General features: G+C 41.2%; 16 protein-coding genes and 1 tRNA gene. 6 read left to right on the top strand and 11 right to left on the bottom strand.

The genetic code is table 11. From position 1 onward, the window contains the following. Positions 1 to 17: 17 nt before the first annotated feature. From MMY95_RS15945 to MMY95_RS15930, 5 genes are all read right to left on the bottom strand, one after another. The gene (locus MMY95_RS15945; protein ID WP_260390829.1) at positions 18 to 170 is read right to left on the bottom strand and encodes a WxL domain-containing protein; all 153 of its coding nucleotides are present in this window, start codon (positions 168 to 170) and stop codon (positions 18 to 20) included. Beyond that, the gene (locus MMY95_RS15940; protein ID WP_260390827.1) at positions 167 to 3,424 is read right to left on the bottom strand and encodes a WxL domain-containing protein; all 3,258 of its coding nucleotides are present in this window, start codon (positions 3,422 to 3,424) and stop codon (positions 167 to 169) included. The genes MMY95_RS15945 and MMY95_RS15940 overlap by 4 nt, the downstream gene beginning before the upstream one ends. Positions 3,425 to 3,468: 44 nt before the next feature. Next, on the bottom strand, positions 3,469 to 4,503 hold the full coding sequence (locus MMY95_RS08635; protein WP_015379506.1) for a DUF916 and DUF3324 domain-containing protein: 1,035 nt from the start codon (positions 4,501 to 4,503) through the stop codon (positions 3,469 to 3,471). Between the two features lie 61 nt (positions 4,504 to 4,564). Next, positions 4,565 to 4,990 (bottom strand): WxL domain-containing protein, encoded by a 426-nt coding sequence (locus MMY95_RS15935; RefSeq protein ID WP_277601996.1) that lies wholly within the window; start codon positions 4,988 to 4,990, stop codon positions 4,565 to 4,567. Beyond that, the gene (locus tag MMY95_RS15930) at positions 4,914 to 5,375 is read right to left on the bottom strand and encodes a WxL domain-containing protein (RefSeq protein ID WP_277601995.1); all 462 of its coding nucleotides are present in this window, start codon (positions 5,373 to 5,375) and stop codon (positions 4,914 to 4,916) included. Before MMY95_RS15930 ends, MMY95_RS15935 begins: the two co-directional genes overlap by 77 nt. Positions 5,376 to 5,676: 301 nt before the next feature. On the opposite strand from MMY95_RS15930, the gene MMY95_RS08625 reads away from it, so the two are divergent. Beyond that, the gene (locus tag MMY95_RS08625) at positions 5,677 to 6,414 is read left to right on the top strand and encodes an AraC family transcriptional regulator (protein ID WP_003643527.1); all 738 of its coding nucleotides are present in this window, start codon (positions 5,677 to 5,679) and stop codon (positions 6,412 to 6,414) included. A 481-nt stretch (positions 6,415 to 6,895) separates the two neighbouring features. Here the strand turns inward: MMY95_RS08625 and MMY95_RS08620 are convergent, their stop codons facing one another. Together MMY95_RS08620 and MMY95_RS08615 are read right to left on the bottom strand one after the other, a co-directional pair. Then, complete coding sequence (locus MMY95_RS08620) at positions 6,896 to 7,399, bottom strand: MarR family transcriptional regulator (protein ID WP_003643528.1); 504 nt, start codon at positions 7,397 to 7,399, stop codon at positions 6,896 to 6,898. A 160-nt stretch (positions 7,400 to 7,559) separates the two neighbouring features. Further along, a complete protein-coding gene (locus MMY95_RS08615) occupies positions 7,560 to 8,198 on the bottom strand; it encodes a TetR/AcrR family transcriptional regulator (RefSeq protein ID WP_003645533.1) in 639 nt (212 codons plus the stop codon). Positions 8,199 to 8,535: 337 nt separating this feature from the next. On the opposite strand from MMY95_RS08615, the gene MMY95_RS08610 reads away from it, so the two are divergent. The 3 genes from MMY95_RS08610 (at position 8,536) to MMY95_RS08600 (ending at position 12,072) form a co-directional block, all read left to right on the top strand. Further along, positions 8,536 to 10,197 (top strand): phosphoenolpyruvate carboxykinase (ATP), encoded by a 1,662-nt coding sequence (locus MMY95_RS08610; protein WP_015379508.1) that lies wholly within the window; start codon positions 8,536 to 8,538, stop codon positions 10,195 to 10,197. 101 nt (positions 10,198 to 10,298) lie between these two features. Continuing rightward, positions 10,299 to 10,496 carry an LBP_cg2779 family protein gene (locus tag MMY95_RS08605; protein ID WP_003643006.1) on the top strand — a complete coding sequence of 66 codons (198 nt, stop codon included), beginning with the start codon at positions 10,299 to 10,301 and terminating at the stop codon, positions 10,494 to 10,496. 172 nt (positions 10,497 to 10,668) lie between these two features. Next, on the top strand, positions 10,669 to 12,072 hold the full coding sequence (locus tag MMY95_RS08600; protein ID WP_041161870.1) for a glutamate decarboxylase: 1,404 nt from the start codon (positions 10,669 to 10,671) through the stop codon (positions 12,070 to 12,072). 131 nt (positions 12,073 to 12,203) lie between these two features. Here the strand turns inward: MMY95_RS08600 and MMY95_RS08595 are convergent, their stop codons facing one another. Both MMY95_RS08595 and MMY95_RS08590 read right to left on the bottom strand, forming a co-directional pair. Then, a complete protein-coding gene (locus MMY95_RS08595; protein WP_241277594.1) occupies positions 12,204 to 13,259 on the bottom strand; it encodes a LysM peptidoglycan-binding domain-containing C40 family peptidase in 1,056 nt (351 codons plus the stop codon). Positions 13,260 to 13,584: 325 nt separating this feature from the next. Further along, positions 13,585 to 13,920, bottom strand: coding sequence for a hypothetical protein (locus MMY95_RS08590; RefSeq protein WP_003645529.1), 336 nt, complete (start codon positions 13,918 to 13,920; stop codon positions 13,585 to 13,587). A 115-nt stretch (positions 13,921 to 14,035) separates the two neighbouring features. Here MMY95_RS08590 and MMY95_RS08585 point away from each other — a divergent pair, with 115 nt between their 5' ends. Together MMY95_RS08585 and MMY95_RS08580 are read left to right on the top strand one after the other, a co-directional pair. Further along, on the top strand, positions 14,036 to 14,407 hold the full coding sequence (locus MMY95_RS08585; protein ID WP_003643535.1) for a hypothetical protein: 372 nt from the start codon (positions 14,036 to 14,038) through the stop codon (positions 14,405 to 14,407). A 53-nt stretch (positions 14,408 to 14,460) separates the two neighbouring features. Then, a tRNA-Ala gene (locus tag MMY95_RS08580) sits at positions 14,461 to 14,533 on the top strand. 148 nt (positions 14,534 to 14,681) lie between these two features. Here MMY95_RS08580 and MMY95_RS08575 read toward each other — a convergent pair. Further along, positions 14,682 to 15,080 carry a hypothetical protein gene (locus MMY95_RS08575; protein ID WP_241277593.1) on the bottom strand — a complete coding sequence of 133 codons (399 nt, stop codon included), beginning with the start codon at positions 15,078 to 15,080 and terminating at the stop codon, positions 14,682 to 14,684. 14 nt (positions 15,081 to 15,094) lie between these two features. Further along, positions 15,095 to 15,676 (bottom strand): VanZ family protein, encoded by a 582-nt coding sequence (locus MMY95_RS08570; RefSeq protein ID WP_013356017.1) that lies wholly within the window; start codon positions 15,674 to 15,676, stop codon positions 15,095 to 15,097. Positions 15,677 to 15,896 lie beyond the last annotated feature (220 nt).

The raw sequence follows: 15,896 nt of genomic DNA, 5'->3' as shown, positions 1-15,896 counted from the left end.
ATACCATTAAATAACGATCACTGGCTTGGCAAACTATTCAATTGCCAAGTGATAGTTCCAGAATAATTTTTAGCCATCACACGACCACCCTTGACGTGCAACGCAACGTTATTAACATTCCAAATTTGTTGATTAGTCCCGACGCCTTGTTGACTAGTCGTCCCAGCTATTGACGTTTGTTGGGTAGCACCTGGGTTAACTTAATCACGGCTGGTAAAGTTGCCTGATTTTGGTCAGTTGCCGTAACCCATTTACTAGTACTAGCATTCAAATATTGCGCCGTTCCTGATGTTAACGTCACGTAACTACCCGTCATGGTCGTCCCATCAGTAGCTGTCAACGCTGATAATTGGGCCGTCAATTGCCAACCACTTGGGGTGTCCCGTGTATCAGTCACTTGTGTATACACACTATCCTGCCCATTTTTCTGACCACCAACTGTTGCATACTTCTGTCCATCAGTAGCAGTAGCCAATTGGTCTTCAGCGGCTGATGGTGACAACAATGGGTACGCTGTATCCATTGTTGGAATGCTGTGCTGTCCAAAGTTCAAATGTGTAGGTACAGCGTCCAACGATAATGGGCCCAAATTGTTCGTCCCGCCAGTCCCAGGCTTGCTAGGATCATCAGGATCAATTGGATTGACGATTAAATCCTTAGCTACTGTAAATATCGGTGCTGGTTGGAAAGTCGCATCATGATACTGCTGCCCATTTGGATAACTATTAGGATCAGGATTACGATTTCCTAGACTATCAGCCATATAAATAATAATCTTGTCACCAATTTTTAACGATAATCCGGTTAAGTTCAGTGACCAAGTCCCATTGGCATTGACAACCGTTTTGACATTAGTTTGAATCTGCCCATTCAATGCTAATGTGACCTGCGCACCTGGTTCTCCATTTTGACCACTCACCGTTCCTGTTGAAACTCTAATGGGGTCCGGTGATACCATTGTGGCCGGATTAGGCGGCGTCACATCAACCACCGTCCCGGTAGCCGTGACCGTCGTTCCACTGGTATTGCTAGTCGATGCTGTGACCGTCGTTCCAGCTTTTAAAAAGGTCCCGACATTAGCTGTTGCGTAGCCATTACTATCAGTTTGGGCAGTGATTGTCTTACCATTAACGCTATAACTCACGGTTAATTGCCCTGCACTAGCATACTGTGGAATATAATTAACCGTTCCGTCATCTTGAACACCATTAGTATCAGGAACCATCGCCACAATGACTCGCGTCCGCAGCTTCTGATCCGCATCTGTTAGCTTGGTTGTCCCATCATACGGATTATTAAATGCTAATTGTGGCTTCTGGTTAGTGGCACTAATCCGACGCATTTTAGAAGATAAATAATTACTTTGCAAATTACTATCCGTGGCCGTCACTGCTGAACCCTGTTGTAATAACTGAGATACGTTACTATACGAATAATCCGCACCGCCCGTAACCGATGATGCTAATTTCCACAAGCTAATATTACTATCTTGGATTTCAAAAGTGCCCACATTATCTTGGTTAATCGAACTAGCCGCTGCAGTCGTTCCAGTTGAGCTATTACGTAAATCCAAGTTGTTCGGATTAATAAATCGAACAGTAGCCAAACGCGCGTAATTTCCCGAAATAAGCGGTGCTCCCGTAGCAGCAATTACATAAATATTGGCACCACTACTACTTTGAATCGTCGAAGTTGCATTATCAGAAAAAGAGATTGGCGATTGACTTCTAGCTAGTGACGTTAGATTAACGGTGCTACCAGTATCCGCGTAAAAATTACGATGATATTGTGACCCATAAAAGTACTTGTTAGAGTATGCATTTCCTGGCACGCTAGCATTAAACGTGGCATTTTTACCCACATTAATACTTTCATACGCATCAAAAATAACCGGATAGGTAGTATAGGCGGTTGACGTAGAACTAGCAGGTCGTCGAATACAATTTAGCGTCGCGCCTTCTTCAACATTAACTTGCCGATTACCAGTTCCTTGATAGTCATAAACAAACCAGATAAATGAATTATCATCACCATTGGCTATTTTCGATCCAGTGAATGTCTGTCCAGCAGCTACATCAAAGCCACCACATAAGATGTTTTCTCGAACCGTTGTTACTCGGCAATTGCCGGTAATATTGACTTGGTTCCCTTGCGCACTAACAAATCGCCGACTTGTATTGGTATAACTAGTCCCACTTGGGACCGTAATATTACTAACATTAAATGTCCAATTCAAAGCCCCTCCGGCACCATCGCCACCGGTGGATGAGCCAATCAACCCCGCATCATTTCCAAAAGATCCGATTAATGATGCAAAATTCATAAAGGTCGCTGTATATTTCGTACTACTGGTAGCACCGTTGTACCTAGTGTGAAACCCAGCAGATCCAGTATTAACGCTATGTCCATTCCCATTCACAATAATATTACCGGATAGCCGTGAGTCCAAAGACCCTGCAGCGGCAGTCGGATTACTAATATCAGCCGTAATATTAATTTCATCAACACTCACATTCTTCCAAGCATCGACTAATTGAGACCATGTACTAACATCAACCACATTCCAACTCAGCTGAGCTAACCGAGTGATTGGTATTAATGGACTAGATTTGGCACTCGCCGTTGCTTGCTTAGTTGGTGCTGATGAGAACACTTGACTAGCAGTGGATGACGACGAGATGCTGGCCGAACTATCAGTTGTCTCACCCGCAGATTCCGTGACCGCTGACGATTGATTAGCAGCAGTTTCTTGTGAAGGCTCGCTACTGCTAGCACTCGTTTGGTTTACCGCCTGACTTGAAAGCGTCGTTGCAGCTGAACGTGAACTGTCCAAACTTGCTGCTGATGATGTCGCTTGTCGACTTGACGATGCCGTCGAACTATTTGTATCGGTTGCCGCTGAAGAACTAGCTGAACTCGTACTGGCCTGATCAGCCTGCGTTTGTGGTTGCTTAATCTCGACATTCAACGCCGGCCCTTTTTGATCATCGGCTACAGCAACTAACGCCAGTTTTTCTGCTTTAACAGCTGTTAATCTAATTGGTACCTTCGTTTGCGGATATTCATCTGACCACTGAACCGTTATCCTGCGCTTATCAGGATTGTACGCAACTGTCAGATGCTTAGCCGTAATTGTAAAGGCACCATTATCCCCCGTTGTGTACTGACTATCATCGAAAACCCGTTTTATTTGCTTAAACTCCTCTGGCCCATCTAAATTAACCTCGTTCGGTAAATCAATCGTATTTATTTTAGAGGCCGTATCACCAACCTGTAGTTCAACATCAAAATGTTGATTCGTTAAAATATTATCGCTAGCCGTTGATTTTGCAAAAGTTAACTGTGGTAACGTAGCTGCTTGAGCGGTCATATCGGCGCCTAAGCTTACCGTTGCACCAGCGGCTATGACTTGTAACAATACCATCAATATGACAACAATTGCTCTTAGCTTTTTGATAGTATCACCCCTTAGCGCTTATTTTGACGCCGTTTAATTACCCAGAATATGATTAAAGCAATGAGCAATAATACTAACAACACGATACCAATCAACCAACCCCAAGTAGTTGGAGACGTGACGTTAACAGCATCCGTAGCGCCAACTACAAAATCTTGCTTTAGCGACCAGACATGCGGCTTAGCGAACTTTTCATCCGTAGTTCGATACTTGACGTATAGAGTGTAAGTCCCAGGTAAAATGATCCCCCGATTAGTACGCCACTTTAACGGTAAGTCAAAGTTAGAATTAGGAGCCATCGAACTACTTTTTAGATCAGCCACCGCGAGCTTTTTGGTCTGCCCAGCTTTGCTAACGTAGGCAGTGACAGTCCCTTTGCCTAGAATTGAAGCGTAGTAATTTTGAATATTACCGATAACTGTCTTGATGCCACTCCGCTTTTTTAATTGAACATCAGCCAAGCGTAATTTTGGCAATGGATCACGATTTGACGTTAGTTTGATCCCCACATTGTAGGCATATTCGCTAGTTAACGTCGCCCCCTTGGTTTTAAGATGTTGATCTGCAATTTTAACTTGCCAACTTCCTAAAATAATCCCTTTGTTCAATTTCGTTGGCGTTTTTAACTGTGCCCGCACGATCCGTGATTTATTAGCTGGGATCGTCGTTTCCTCATCCGGTACGGTAATAATATCAGCTAGTTTTACTTTTAAACTAGTATCATCATTCAGATTAGCAGCACCATAATCAATAACACCTTTCGCATTAGTATACGATTGTAGGAATTGATTTTTGACTTTAATTTCATGATTTGAGCGATTATTAACACGCATCGCTAACGAATATGTTCTCTTCGGTTGAATTTTAAAATCCCAATAATAAGCGTCCTTTGATAATTGTTGCTTTTCATTAAGCATTGGCTGAACATCAAAAGTTACCGCATTATTGGCCGTGTCAGCAGCATGGCCAATCACAGTCATACCAGCCAACAAAGTCATTATTAGGGTTAACATCCCTAATAATAGCTTCTTATTCCAGCCGTTCATAAAAGGGCCTCCCTTCAAAAAAACGAGTTAACTATTCAACATAGCCACTCGTTTTCGTTCATTAAGCCGTTGGTGTCGAGTTCAATGTCCAAACAATATTCCCTGAATAATTCTTAGCGGCTGCGTGACCACCTTTAACATGTAATTGCACATTATTAATATTCCAGTATTGTTGGTTGACCCCCGTACCTTGACCGTCACCAACTTTAGACCCTGCCGTGGCTGTTGCAACATCGGTTGTCGATGAAGCGCCGGCATTGAGCACAATTGGTGTTGCAACGGTTGCCTGGTTCGCATCCGCCGCAGTGACCCAAGATTGTTGATTAGCTTCCCCTGTCAGATATTGTGGTGTCCCACCACTTAAAACAACTGACGCGTTCGTTAACACTTGGCCGTCAGAAGCCGTAATATCAGAAAGCTGTGCCTTTAATTGCCAGCCAGCACCAGTCCCCCCGTGAGTCAGAAACTTGCGTGTAAATGATATCATTACCATTTTTCTTACCACTAGTCGTCACATTTTGGGTCTTATCATCATTAGCTGTCGCAAGGCTCTCCTGACTAGCATCTTTTGAAAGTAAAGTGTAGGCCGTATCAACATTAGGTTGCGTATGCGTCCCAAAATTAAGATACGTTGGTACCGCATCTAACGAAAGTGGCCCGCTGTTCCCAGTACCACCGCCGCCAGGATTATCCGGATTGTCTGGATCAACAGGATTAGTCGAACCACCGTTAGACGTAAACGAAACATCTGCTTGAGACTTTCCAGTTGAAGGCAAGGTGTCCGCGGAAGCTCCCAAATTATTGAATGATAAACAAGCAATACTGGCTACTGAAACCAGCATAGCTGCTTTGAGCGTACGTGACTTTGTCATAAGTCAATTCCCCCTAAAATTTAATTAGCATATTAATCTTCTTCATCAATAGCGCGTAATACCTTTTTGTACAAACATATTAATATTTAAATCAATATTATAAATTCACCTTTATTAATAAACTTTTAGCAAACTAATTGACGAAGAATATTTATATGTCTGTACTGGATAACTTAAATCAGTCATTATCCTTGAACCAATTAAAGCATACCAATTAAAGTTAATCAAGTACACTATTATGTACGTTTACTATTTGTATAAAATTCACTATTTTTGTAACTTATGGGGGAGGAACTGTCCATTGAATTTTCCAGAGCTCAAACTTTCTCAAACAGAACGCGATTTCAATTTTGATTTTGCTATATTGGAACATGATTTAAGTTATTTTTTCGAAAAGCGTTGTCTTGACTACGCCTTGGAACATATCAATAGATTTAATCACAAAATCAAGGATAACTTATACAACGTCCGCCCACTCATTCTAAAAGAAGCCTTAATTTCACTAACCTGTGATCTAGCAAGTGTCAGCTTTTATCATTATTTGAACATGATCACATTCGTTAACTTAAGAAAGGACATTTTGCATTACCTCACAACAACAACACTAACGAATGATGATTTTATGCCACTTTTAGAGTCAATCGTTAACAATTATTTTAGCAATCTTGATACACTTGATATTCCAATTGATGGTACCCGCCTCTCTAAGCAAGTCGCGCTAGTTGTCTATTATATTGATAATCATTGTGATGAGCCATTAAGAGCAAATACCATCTTAGAAGAACTGACGTTAGATCCTGAATACACTAAGCGTAAATTTCGTAAAGAACTAGGGTTTACCATCAACTTCTACATTCGCCACGCTAAATTACAGCGAGCAAAGCAATTATTAATTAATACCCATCTTCCTATAGGTGAAATTGCAGAAAGAATCAACTTCTACAATAGCGCCGAATTTGCACGCCAGTTTCAAAAAGAATTCGATATTACTCCGAGTAAATATCGCGAGTTGAATCAAATTTTTTATAAAGAAGAATAAATAGGATATTTACTTTGTACAATAAAATATTTTTTTGTGTTTTAAAATTCGCATATAAGTTTAATCACTCTTAAACTTGATATTAATTCTGCAATATCAAGCAAGCTCCTAACCAAACCTTGAACGCGCTATTAGGTTAAAAGGCAACCAAAGTTCATATGAGTAAGACGAGTATTTGTCCGCTCGTCTTATTTATACAAATCACCCAATCAATGTGACTACTATACAAACAGTAAGCGCTCACTTTTTCCAAAAATAATTACTAATAAGTCTTATTTTAAGTACAAGCACGGATTATATCTGATAGCGCAAACAACCAGCTTGACACCTATTACCATCGAGACTTCATAGCACCTATCGTCTTGATCATTTCCGAATCACGATCAGTGGTCATTAATGATTATAAAAACAACCCTGTTAGCACCAAAAGACGCCAACAGGGTTGTTTTTGTAATTATCTTTAATTGTAACTGACACTCAATTAAGCTTCAGCCCGCTTCAAATCAGTATCAGCATACGTTGTCTTTTTAGTTTGCTTGCTAGCATCTTCATTAACAAACTTGTCCATAAACTCTTCAACCAAGTTCAAAGTCTGATATTGTTTAGCTAAACTGAAGCTTTGACGCCATTCCCGGTTGCGTTGAATCAATTCAGTAAAGACTTCATGTTCAATCCGAGCGCCTTCTGGTGTTAACTTTAAAACTTTGTTACGACGGTCATGGTCTTCAGCTTCTTGATATAAGTAATCTTTCCGTAATAAGCGACCAATTAAGCGTGAGATTGCTGAACGCGTCACACCGTGACTTTCGGCAATATCCATCAGACGGATCTTACCTTTTGCTTCAGCAATATCATATAAAATGTAAAATTCATCCAAAGTAATCCCATGTTCCGTTGCAGGTTCAGCAAACATATCTGATAAGTTTTTAAAGCCATGTAAATACATATGGCTAAAGCGATTAAAAAATTCCATATCTTCATTCATTATTCAAGTCTCCCTTTCACTAGTCGAATTATCATTAAATTCCCAATCATAATTCGCCCCATACTTTTTTCATAAATTAGTAAGCGTCGTTTATCATTTCCCCGCTTTAAAGTGTACTAGTATATTTTACGAAATACAAGTAATTTAGATTACTTTAATATTAAATTTTTATTTCAGTACTCAAGTCAAGGGTCGCGTGTTTATGCAGATACGTGATGAATTGCTGATAATAATAGTCAGTATTATACTTGGCTGTGCTCAAATAAATTTGATCAATTTTCTCAGTATTCTCACCTAATAACAAGTAAAACGCTTGGTCGATATTTTCTGCAATCATGCCAACACTAGCTCTTAGAATTTTACGCTTGAAAAAAACAGCCATACCACCAGATAACGCGAAGTTCAACGCGTATCTAATCATAGCAGCTTCACCTTCTACGCCGATAGCTTCTAGCCAGTCTAGTGTCACTAGCACCATCTCAGTCGTCAGTTCCGGACTCTCGAAGATGTCCTGAATAAAGTGTTCCATGGTCGGATTTTCATCTAACATCCGCAAAACAAAGCTCATTTGAATCATTGTTCGCTGATACGAAGACAGCATGGTCAGCTGTTCATTACTATAGATAAAAGCACTAAGCGTCAACTCATTTAACATCGTACTTAATAAAACGATTTTCTTCGGGAAATAGTGTTGTAGCAACGACTTACTGATATCACAGGCAATGGCAATGTCCTTCATCTGAACGTTCGCATACCCCTGCTCGGCAAACAAGCGAAACGCTGTATTAACAATCTCCATTCGCCGTTGCGTGTTCCTTCTTCGTGGCAAGAAAGGTGCCTCCCTATCACTGATTTTCAATCATTCTCTTTTAATAAACTATACTAATATAGCTTTGAACGCAAGTGATAATTTAATTGGAAAGTTAATTAATAACAGCCTCAACTATCAAAATGATCATTACTTATCAATAAAATCCGCGAGTACTTCCAACTACAAGTTAGTTAACAACCACTGCGGCTTAACGTCTTAATCGTCTAAACGCACTAGCAGCTATTCATCAGCCAAAAAAGAAAACGCTTTCTTATGTGAAAGTTTGTGCTAAAATTAACTTATCAACTTGCAGGGAGGCTACAATATGAGCACTAAAAATTCTTATCAATTAGCCGATATCGGTCGTCATAATCCGATCTTTTCACAGATCCGTTCTACCGTTGAAACGGCCTTTTACGGTAACAATATGCACCACGTTGATGATGTCGCCGCCGCCTACCACCGCGCCACCAAGGACCCCGGAACCGTTATTACGGACCTCCCAATCTATCGCGCAACGGATTTAGGCTTACCAGCTGATGCAAAAATGTTAATTGCCAATACAGGTAAGGTTGTTGGCCGAACCGCACAAGCGCGCCGGATTCTAGGCAACCCGGGCGTTAGTGAAGCCGATATGGCCGGACGCCTACGCCAAGCACTATTTGCTAGTGCTCACAAGGACTTCATCACGACGGACGTTCTAGTCGGTTTAGACGAAGATTTCATCGTGCGGGCCCACCTCGCGATTCCGGACGGCTTTGCCAATAATCTACTTTCTTACATGCTTAACTTCCAGCCCATCACCACTGCTTATCAAGAAATGTTCGATCGGTCCGTTGCCTATCCAGAAGGCGATATTTACATTTACGCTGACCCTACTTACCATGATCCAGATTATCCAGACGGCCTGGCTATTTTTGATCCGCAACATAATACGGCTGCCATTCTAGGAATGCCATACTTTGGTGAGTTGAAGAAATCGACTTTGACCTTAGCTTGGTCGATCGCCCATCGTCACGGCTTCGTTGCTTGTCACGGTGGCTTGAAGGCCTTCCACTTCAAGAACAAGCAAGACCAAGTCTTCGCCATGTTCGGGTTATCAGGTTCCGGTAAGTCAACACTAACCCACGCTAAACACGGCTATAAATACGATATCACCGTTCTCCACGACGACGCCTTTGTCATCAATCGCAAGGATGGTAGTTCCGTGGCCCTCGAGCCTTCTTACTTTGACAAAACCAATGACTATCCGATGACGTCCGATGAGACCAAGTATTTTATGACGATCCAAAACGTCGGCGTCACCTTAGACGATCAGGGTCGCAAGGTCCTTGTCACTGAAGACCTACGCAACGGTAACGGCCGGACGATCAAGTCACGGTACGCTTCGACTAACCGGGTTGATAAGGAAGCCGCTCCCATCAATGCAATCTTCTGGATTATGAAAGATGATAGCTTACCACCCGTGATTAAAGTAGATGATCCCGTATTAGCAGCGACATTCGGCGCCACTTTAGCGACCAAACGGAGCTCGGCCGAAAATATTATTGGTAATGTCGACCGTAACGCCCTAGTGATCGAACCATTTGCAAACCCATTTAGGGTCTATCCACTATCAGAAGATTACCATGATTTCAAGGCACTCTTCGAAGAACGCCATTTAGATTGTTACCTATTGAATACTGGCTTCTTTGGCGATAAGAAGATTCCTAAGGAAATTACCTTGGGTGCGCTGGAAGCCATTGTCAATGATACGACCAAGTGGGAGTCATTCGCAGGCTTGGAGCACATGCAAAACCTAAAGTTAGCTGATTTCCCAGTTGATTATGCCAATGCAGACTACCGTAACTTGGTCGCCACTCGTTTAGGAATTCGGGCTAACTTCATTGATCAATATCAACACAACAATCATGACCAGCTTCCCCATGAGATTACTGATATTCTAGTCCACCTACAAGATCAATTAAAACAACCAATTACAAAATAGGATGGTATTCGTTCCCCGCTTCAGACCAATTAAGGTTATAATAAAAGTAGCAGGTATATGGCACTGAACTTTTACGAATTCTAAAAATCGGGGTGAGGAGCATGGAACTACCATTAAGTCAATTATCAGAAAAGCTCATCAGTTTTGAACGCGAGCACCATCTTACAGATAACGACCTTGCGTTTGGCAGTCAATTATCAGTTGAACGGATTCACAACATTAAATCTGGTGAAGCAACGCCAACTCAGGAAGAACTGCAACTGTTGAAGAAATTCATGAATAGCAAAGCCAAAGCTTAACTGCTAGTTCAGCGATAAAGCCTAATTGGGGCAAAGATCCTCACTAAAAACTGGTCGTCCATTCGACCAGTTTTTTTGTTACCTACCATCCGGATTGCGTTTTAATTTACCCTGTTATCACCTCGTGCTATACTCGGCACAACTTATAAAGATAAGGGTGACCAACATGGCAATGTTATACGGTAAACACAATCATGAAGCTGAAGAATACTTGGAACCAGTCTTTGGTGCGCCTTCTGAACAACATGATCTTCCTAAGTATCGGTTACCAAAGCATTCATTATCCCCTCGAGAAGCCGATCGCTTAGTTCGTGATGAACTATTAGATGAAGGCAATTCACGACTGAACCTGGCAACTTTTTGTCAGACCTATATGGAACCCGAAGCCGTTGAATTGATGAAGGATACGCTGGCTAAGAATGCCATCGATAAATCTGAGTACCCCCGCACGGCCGAGATTGAAAATCGGTGTGTGAACATTATTGCCAATCTGTGGCACGCGCCTGATGACGAACACTTTACGGGTACCTCTACGATTGGCTCCTCTGAAGCTTGTATGTTAGGCGGTTTAGCAATGAAATTTGCCTGGCGTAAACGCGCTCAAGCGGCAGGCTTAGATTTGAATGCCCATCGACCTAACCTTGTTATTTCGGCTGGCTATCAAGCTTGCTGGGAAAAGTTTTGTGTCTACTGGGACGTTGACATGCACATGGTCCCAATGGATGAGCAACACATGGCCCTTGACGTTGACCACGTCTTAAACTACGTGGACGAATACACAATTGGTATCGTCGGTATCATGGGCATCACTTATACCGGTCAATATGACGACCTAGCCGCACTCGATAAGGTCGTTACTCACTACAATCGTCAGCATTCCAAATTACCAGTCTACATTCACGTTGACGCAGCGTCAGGTGGCTTCTATACCCCATTTATTGAGCCGCAACTCATCTGGGACTTCCGGTTGGCTAACGTCGTTTCGATCAACGCCTCCGGGCACAAGTACGGTTTAGTTTATCCCGGGGTCGGCTGGGTCGTTTGGCGTGATCGTCAGTTTTTACCGCCAGAATTAGTCTTCAAAGTTAGTTATTTAGGTGGAGAGTTGCCGACAATGGCGATCAACTTCTCACATAGCGCAGCCCAGCTCATTGGACAATACTATAATTTCATTCGCTTCGGTATGGACGGTTACCGCGAGATTCAAACAAAGACTCACGATGTTGCCCGCTACCTGGCAGCCGCTCTGGATAAAGTTGGTGAGTTTAAGATGATCAATAACGGACACCAACTCCCTCTGATTTGTTACCAACTAGCCCCGCGCGAAGATCGCGAATGGACCCTTTATGATTTATCGGATCGCCTATTAATGAACGGTTGGCAAGTACCAACGTATCCTTTACCTGCTAACCTGGAACAACAAGTCATCCAACGAATCGTCGTTCGGGCTGACTTTGGCATGAATATGGCCCACGATTTCATGGATGACCTGACCAAGGCTGTCCATGACTTAAACCAAGCCCACATTGTCTATCATCATGACGCGGCACCTAAGAAATACGGATTCACACACTGAATCATCACGTTATTTTGAATAAAGTAGCCAAACTCCAGAAAACAATTAATATCGCTCACGCATACAAAAATAGCATCATCCTAATTCTGACGAACTAAGATGATGCTATTTGTCCATTTAAGGAACGTTAATTACATGTGGATAGCAAAGCTTGGTGTATAGTAAGCAGTGCTCTTAATTGAAACAGATTCGCCGTAAGTTGGTGATGCGATGTATTGGCCACCGCCTAAGTAAATCCCAACGTGGTAAGGTGCTGAATCAGAACCCCAGAAGACCAAGTCGCCAGCTTGTGCTTGGCTGAATGATACGTGAGTACCAATCGTTGCTTGGGCATAAGTAGTCCGACCAATTGAACGACCAACCTTAGCAAAGGCAGCTTGCGTGAATGCAGAGCAATCCATTTGTTCGTAAGGTGTGCCAATGAAAGTCTTGCCAGCAGCAATTACTGAACTGTATGATGCAGTTGAACTAGTTGTTGCTGAAGCACGGTAGGCTGTTGCAGTAGCAGTCGTTGTTGATGAACTGTTCGTTGTTGTGTTACTTGCAGTTGAGCTAGCTTGTGAACTCGTTAAAGTAGCAGCTGATTGCGTGCTAGTAGACGATGCTACTGAAGTTGAGCTTTGTGATGCTTGTGAAGCTGAACTTTGGCTAGCAGAGCTTTGTGAAGTTGCTGAACTAGTTACAGCACTTGAACTAGCTTGTGAAACTACTGAACTCGTTGAAGCACTTGAAGTTACACTGCTTGCACTAGCAGTTGAAGTACTACTCGATTGCGCAGCTACTGAGCTACTTGATACTGCTTGGCTCGTACTACTTGCACTAGTAGTTGATGAGCTGGTTGCAGCAGCACTAGTAGTTGAACTAGCAGCTTGTGAACTCGTTGAAGTTGCAGCACTAGTCGACTTGGCACTGCTTGCACTAGCAGCGGTCTTCTTAGCCGTAACCTTTTCACCGGTCTTAACACCAGGAATATTGATGGTCTTACCAGCAATAATCATATTAGGATTGCTTAAACCATTAGCTTCAGCAATCTTGTCAACAGAAACATTGTACTTTTGTGCGTATGCCCAAACAGTGTCCCCTGCTTTGATTGTCATTGAATCGGCATTGGCAACTGCTTGACTAGTAACTAACATACCAGCTAAAGCAGCAGTTCCTAACATCACTTGTTTAATATTTACTTTCACTTTAATAATGATCACTCCAAAAAGAATGTCACGTATGTACTTCAAGCCAACGTCTATACTACTCAATTTGTGTTACATACCAATACCAGCAAAATAACAATATGTTACGAAAGTTACAAAACCGTAACAATAATTAGCCATCGTAACATTTTCGCGCTGAAACCCTATCATACCGGCATCGTTTTATTACTAAAATTTGAAACTATTTAGCAACTTTGACGAAAAAAAGTTATTTTTATTTTAAAAAGCCGAATTTCCAGTGACAATTCCTGGAAATTCGGTTAAATTTCAATTTAATTACGACCAAACGTTCGGCTAATTTGGACTATTTAGATATTCGTTGGCGATGATGCGTTCGCGGTAATCCTAATAGCCATCGAATATCATTACCCGTAAAGTTCAACTTCAAGAATTCGCCACTTTGTCCCTGTTGATACATGGTCGGTAATACCTGGTCTTGCAACTTGATCACTTGCTGTGCGATCTCTTCGTCAAATAAATATTGCCGTGTCGCGGCAGCAATTTCACCGACCGTAAAAATCTGAGCAGCATTAGCAAATATCTGCTCTTTGCCCAGCGCCAACTGGGCTTGTTTAAACTGGGCGTAGGACTGATCCAAGACTTGGCCTGCTTGAGTTTCCAATGCGGTTACTGTGGTCATGATGCGCACCTCCTAAATTTATTCCTATTGTAACCGCCACCGCTGACTTTGACCACGCTAAACCATGCTTTTTAAATAAAATTTGCTATACTAAAATGACAAAGGGGAAATTAACTTGACGAATACAGACAATCGTTATTATCAACCAACCGACATCAAAGATGCACTTCAAACAATCCAAAAATTATTTAATACTTATACCGATGCCCCATTAACACCCGAATTAATGGCCTACCATCAAAAATTAGTTAATCAGTTAGCTACTAATTTATTACCACTAGCACAACAACAACATGACAAATTACGGATCACCCAAATTAATTCAATGATGGCCGTTATGCAAGATTGGCTAAAATTAAGGCTGAATGGTCAAGTCTTCGGCGGCAAAATGCAACACTTCAAGTTTGTCAGCAACCAAAAAGCACAGTACAAACGACGAGTGCATAAAATTCGTGGCAATCAAAATCATCGTGCTAGTCGCCATTGATGACCAAACTAGACTTGCACGACTAGCATTTTGCGGTATACTAAAAGTGTATTGGGCCCTTAGCTCAGTTGGGAGAGCGCCTGCTTCGCATGCAGGAGGTCGTCGGTTCAAATCCGGTAGGGTCCATTTTAATAGACGTCAAAAATAAGGTGTGTTGCAATCGAAGTCGATTGCAACACACCTTGTTTTCGCTTCTAAGTTACATTTGCACTTTTTTAAGTAACATTGCGTTATTTCAAAACAAATACTATTTATTCGTTTGTTACCTAATAAACTAATCGTGCAGTTTTCCTCTTATATGAATTGTAACTGACGAATTGCCCCCGTAACATATCAAATAATAACTACCGCTCGTTTTATTTAGTTTTCCAGAAAACTTATGTGAACCTTTACTAGTTCTTACAGTACCAAACTTTTTATCTGGACCGACTACACTATGATATAAGCTAGCGTATGTTTTTCCTGCACCTGTTTTACTGGTAATCTTTAAATACCCATACTTTCCATTTCGCAAATAGTGCCAAACACCATTAGTTTTACCATTGGATCGTCCATTCGCTGATCCGTAAGTTTTATATGAAACATTGACACTTTGAGATGCTGCATATGCATTTAATGTGATTGTTCCACTTACAAATAAGATCATAGTCATTAGTAAAATAGCTTTTTTCATATCTTCTCCTTTAATTAAAAAACTCTAAACATATCTGATTCTATGTTAAATATTGGTTTTATCACTTTATAAATACAAAATCCCAATAAGTAACCTAGCAAATTCAAAATGAGATCATTTATATCAAACGTTCTACTTCCAAGATAGAAAAAGGCCATTATTAATTGTGTCATCTCAATTCCAATAGTTGTAAGTATTCCTACACAAATATTAAATTTAAACGCACTCAATTTGTGCGGCCAAAGATAGGCAATCAAAATCGACAGTGGTAGTATTAGCGCAATATTGCCCCAAATTTGTATTGGTGTGTACTTACTAATTTCCAAAACATTAAAATTAGCCAGATACTGTTTTCCGAAACCATAACGATATGCTTTTGATCCAAATTTAAAAATCATCATCGGAAAAATCGTCACTTTTATCAGAGCATAAATATAGATAAAAAACATTATCAATCCACTTATTCTAAAAAAAGTCACGCGTTTTTTAGAAATTTGCCTAACAAGGATTGCCAAAAATAGCGGGATTAAAACAATTAATACAACCCCAGAATCAACAATATAGTCTGGGCCAAAGCCATGACCATTAATCATCATAATTACATTACCTCCCATAAATTTATTTCCGGCTATAAAATTTTGCCGTTATACTAGATTATCTGGCTAATAATCAAATCTTCAAAGAATATATTGGTTGCTGTTAGAAACTGGCGGGCGCTTTTATCTAATCATCACTAAAGAACCTAGCAGGTTACATAGGTAGTGAGGTGTACCCCAAAAGTTAAAGTAAATATTTGCTTGTCTTTCCTAGGCGGCA

Source organism: Lactiplantibacillus sp. ME-2, assembly GCF_022549155.1.
Classification (GTDB): Bacteria; Bacillota; Bacilli; order Lactobacillales; family Lactobacillaceae; genus Lactiplantibacillus; species Lactiplantibacillus plantarum.
This window is presented reverse-complemented; position numbering and strand designations above follow the sequence as displayed.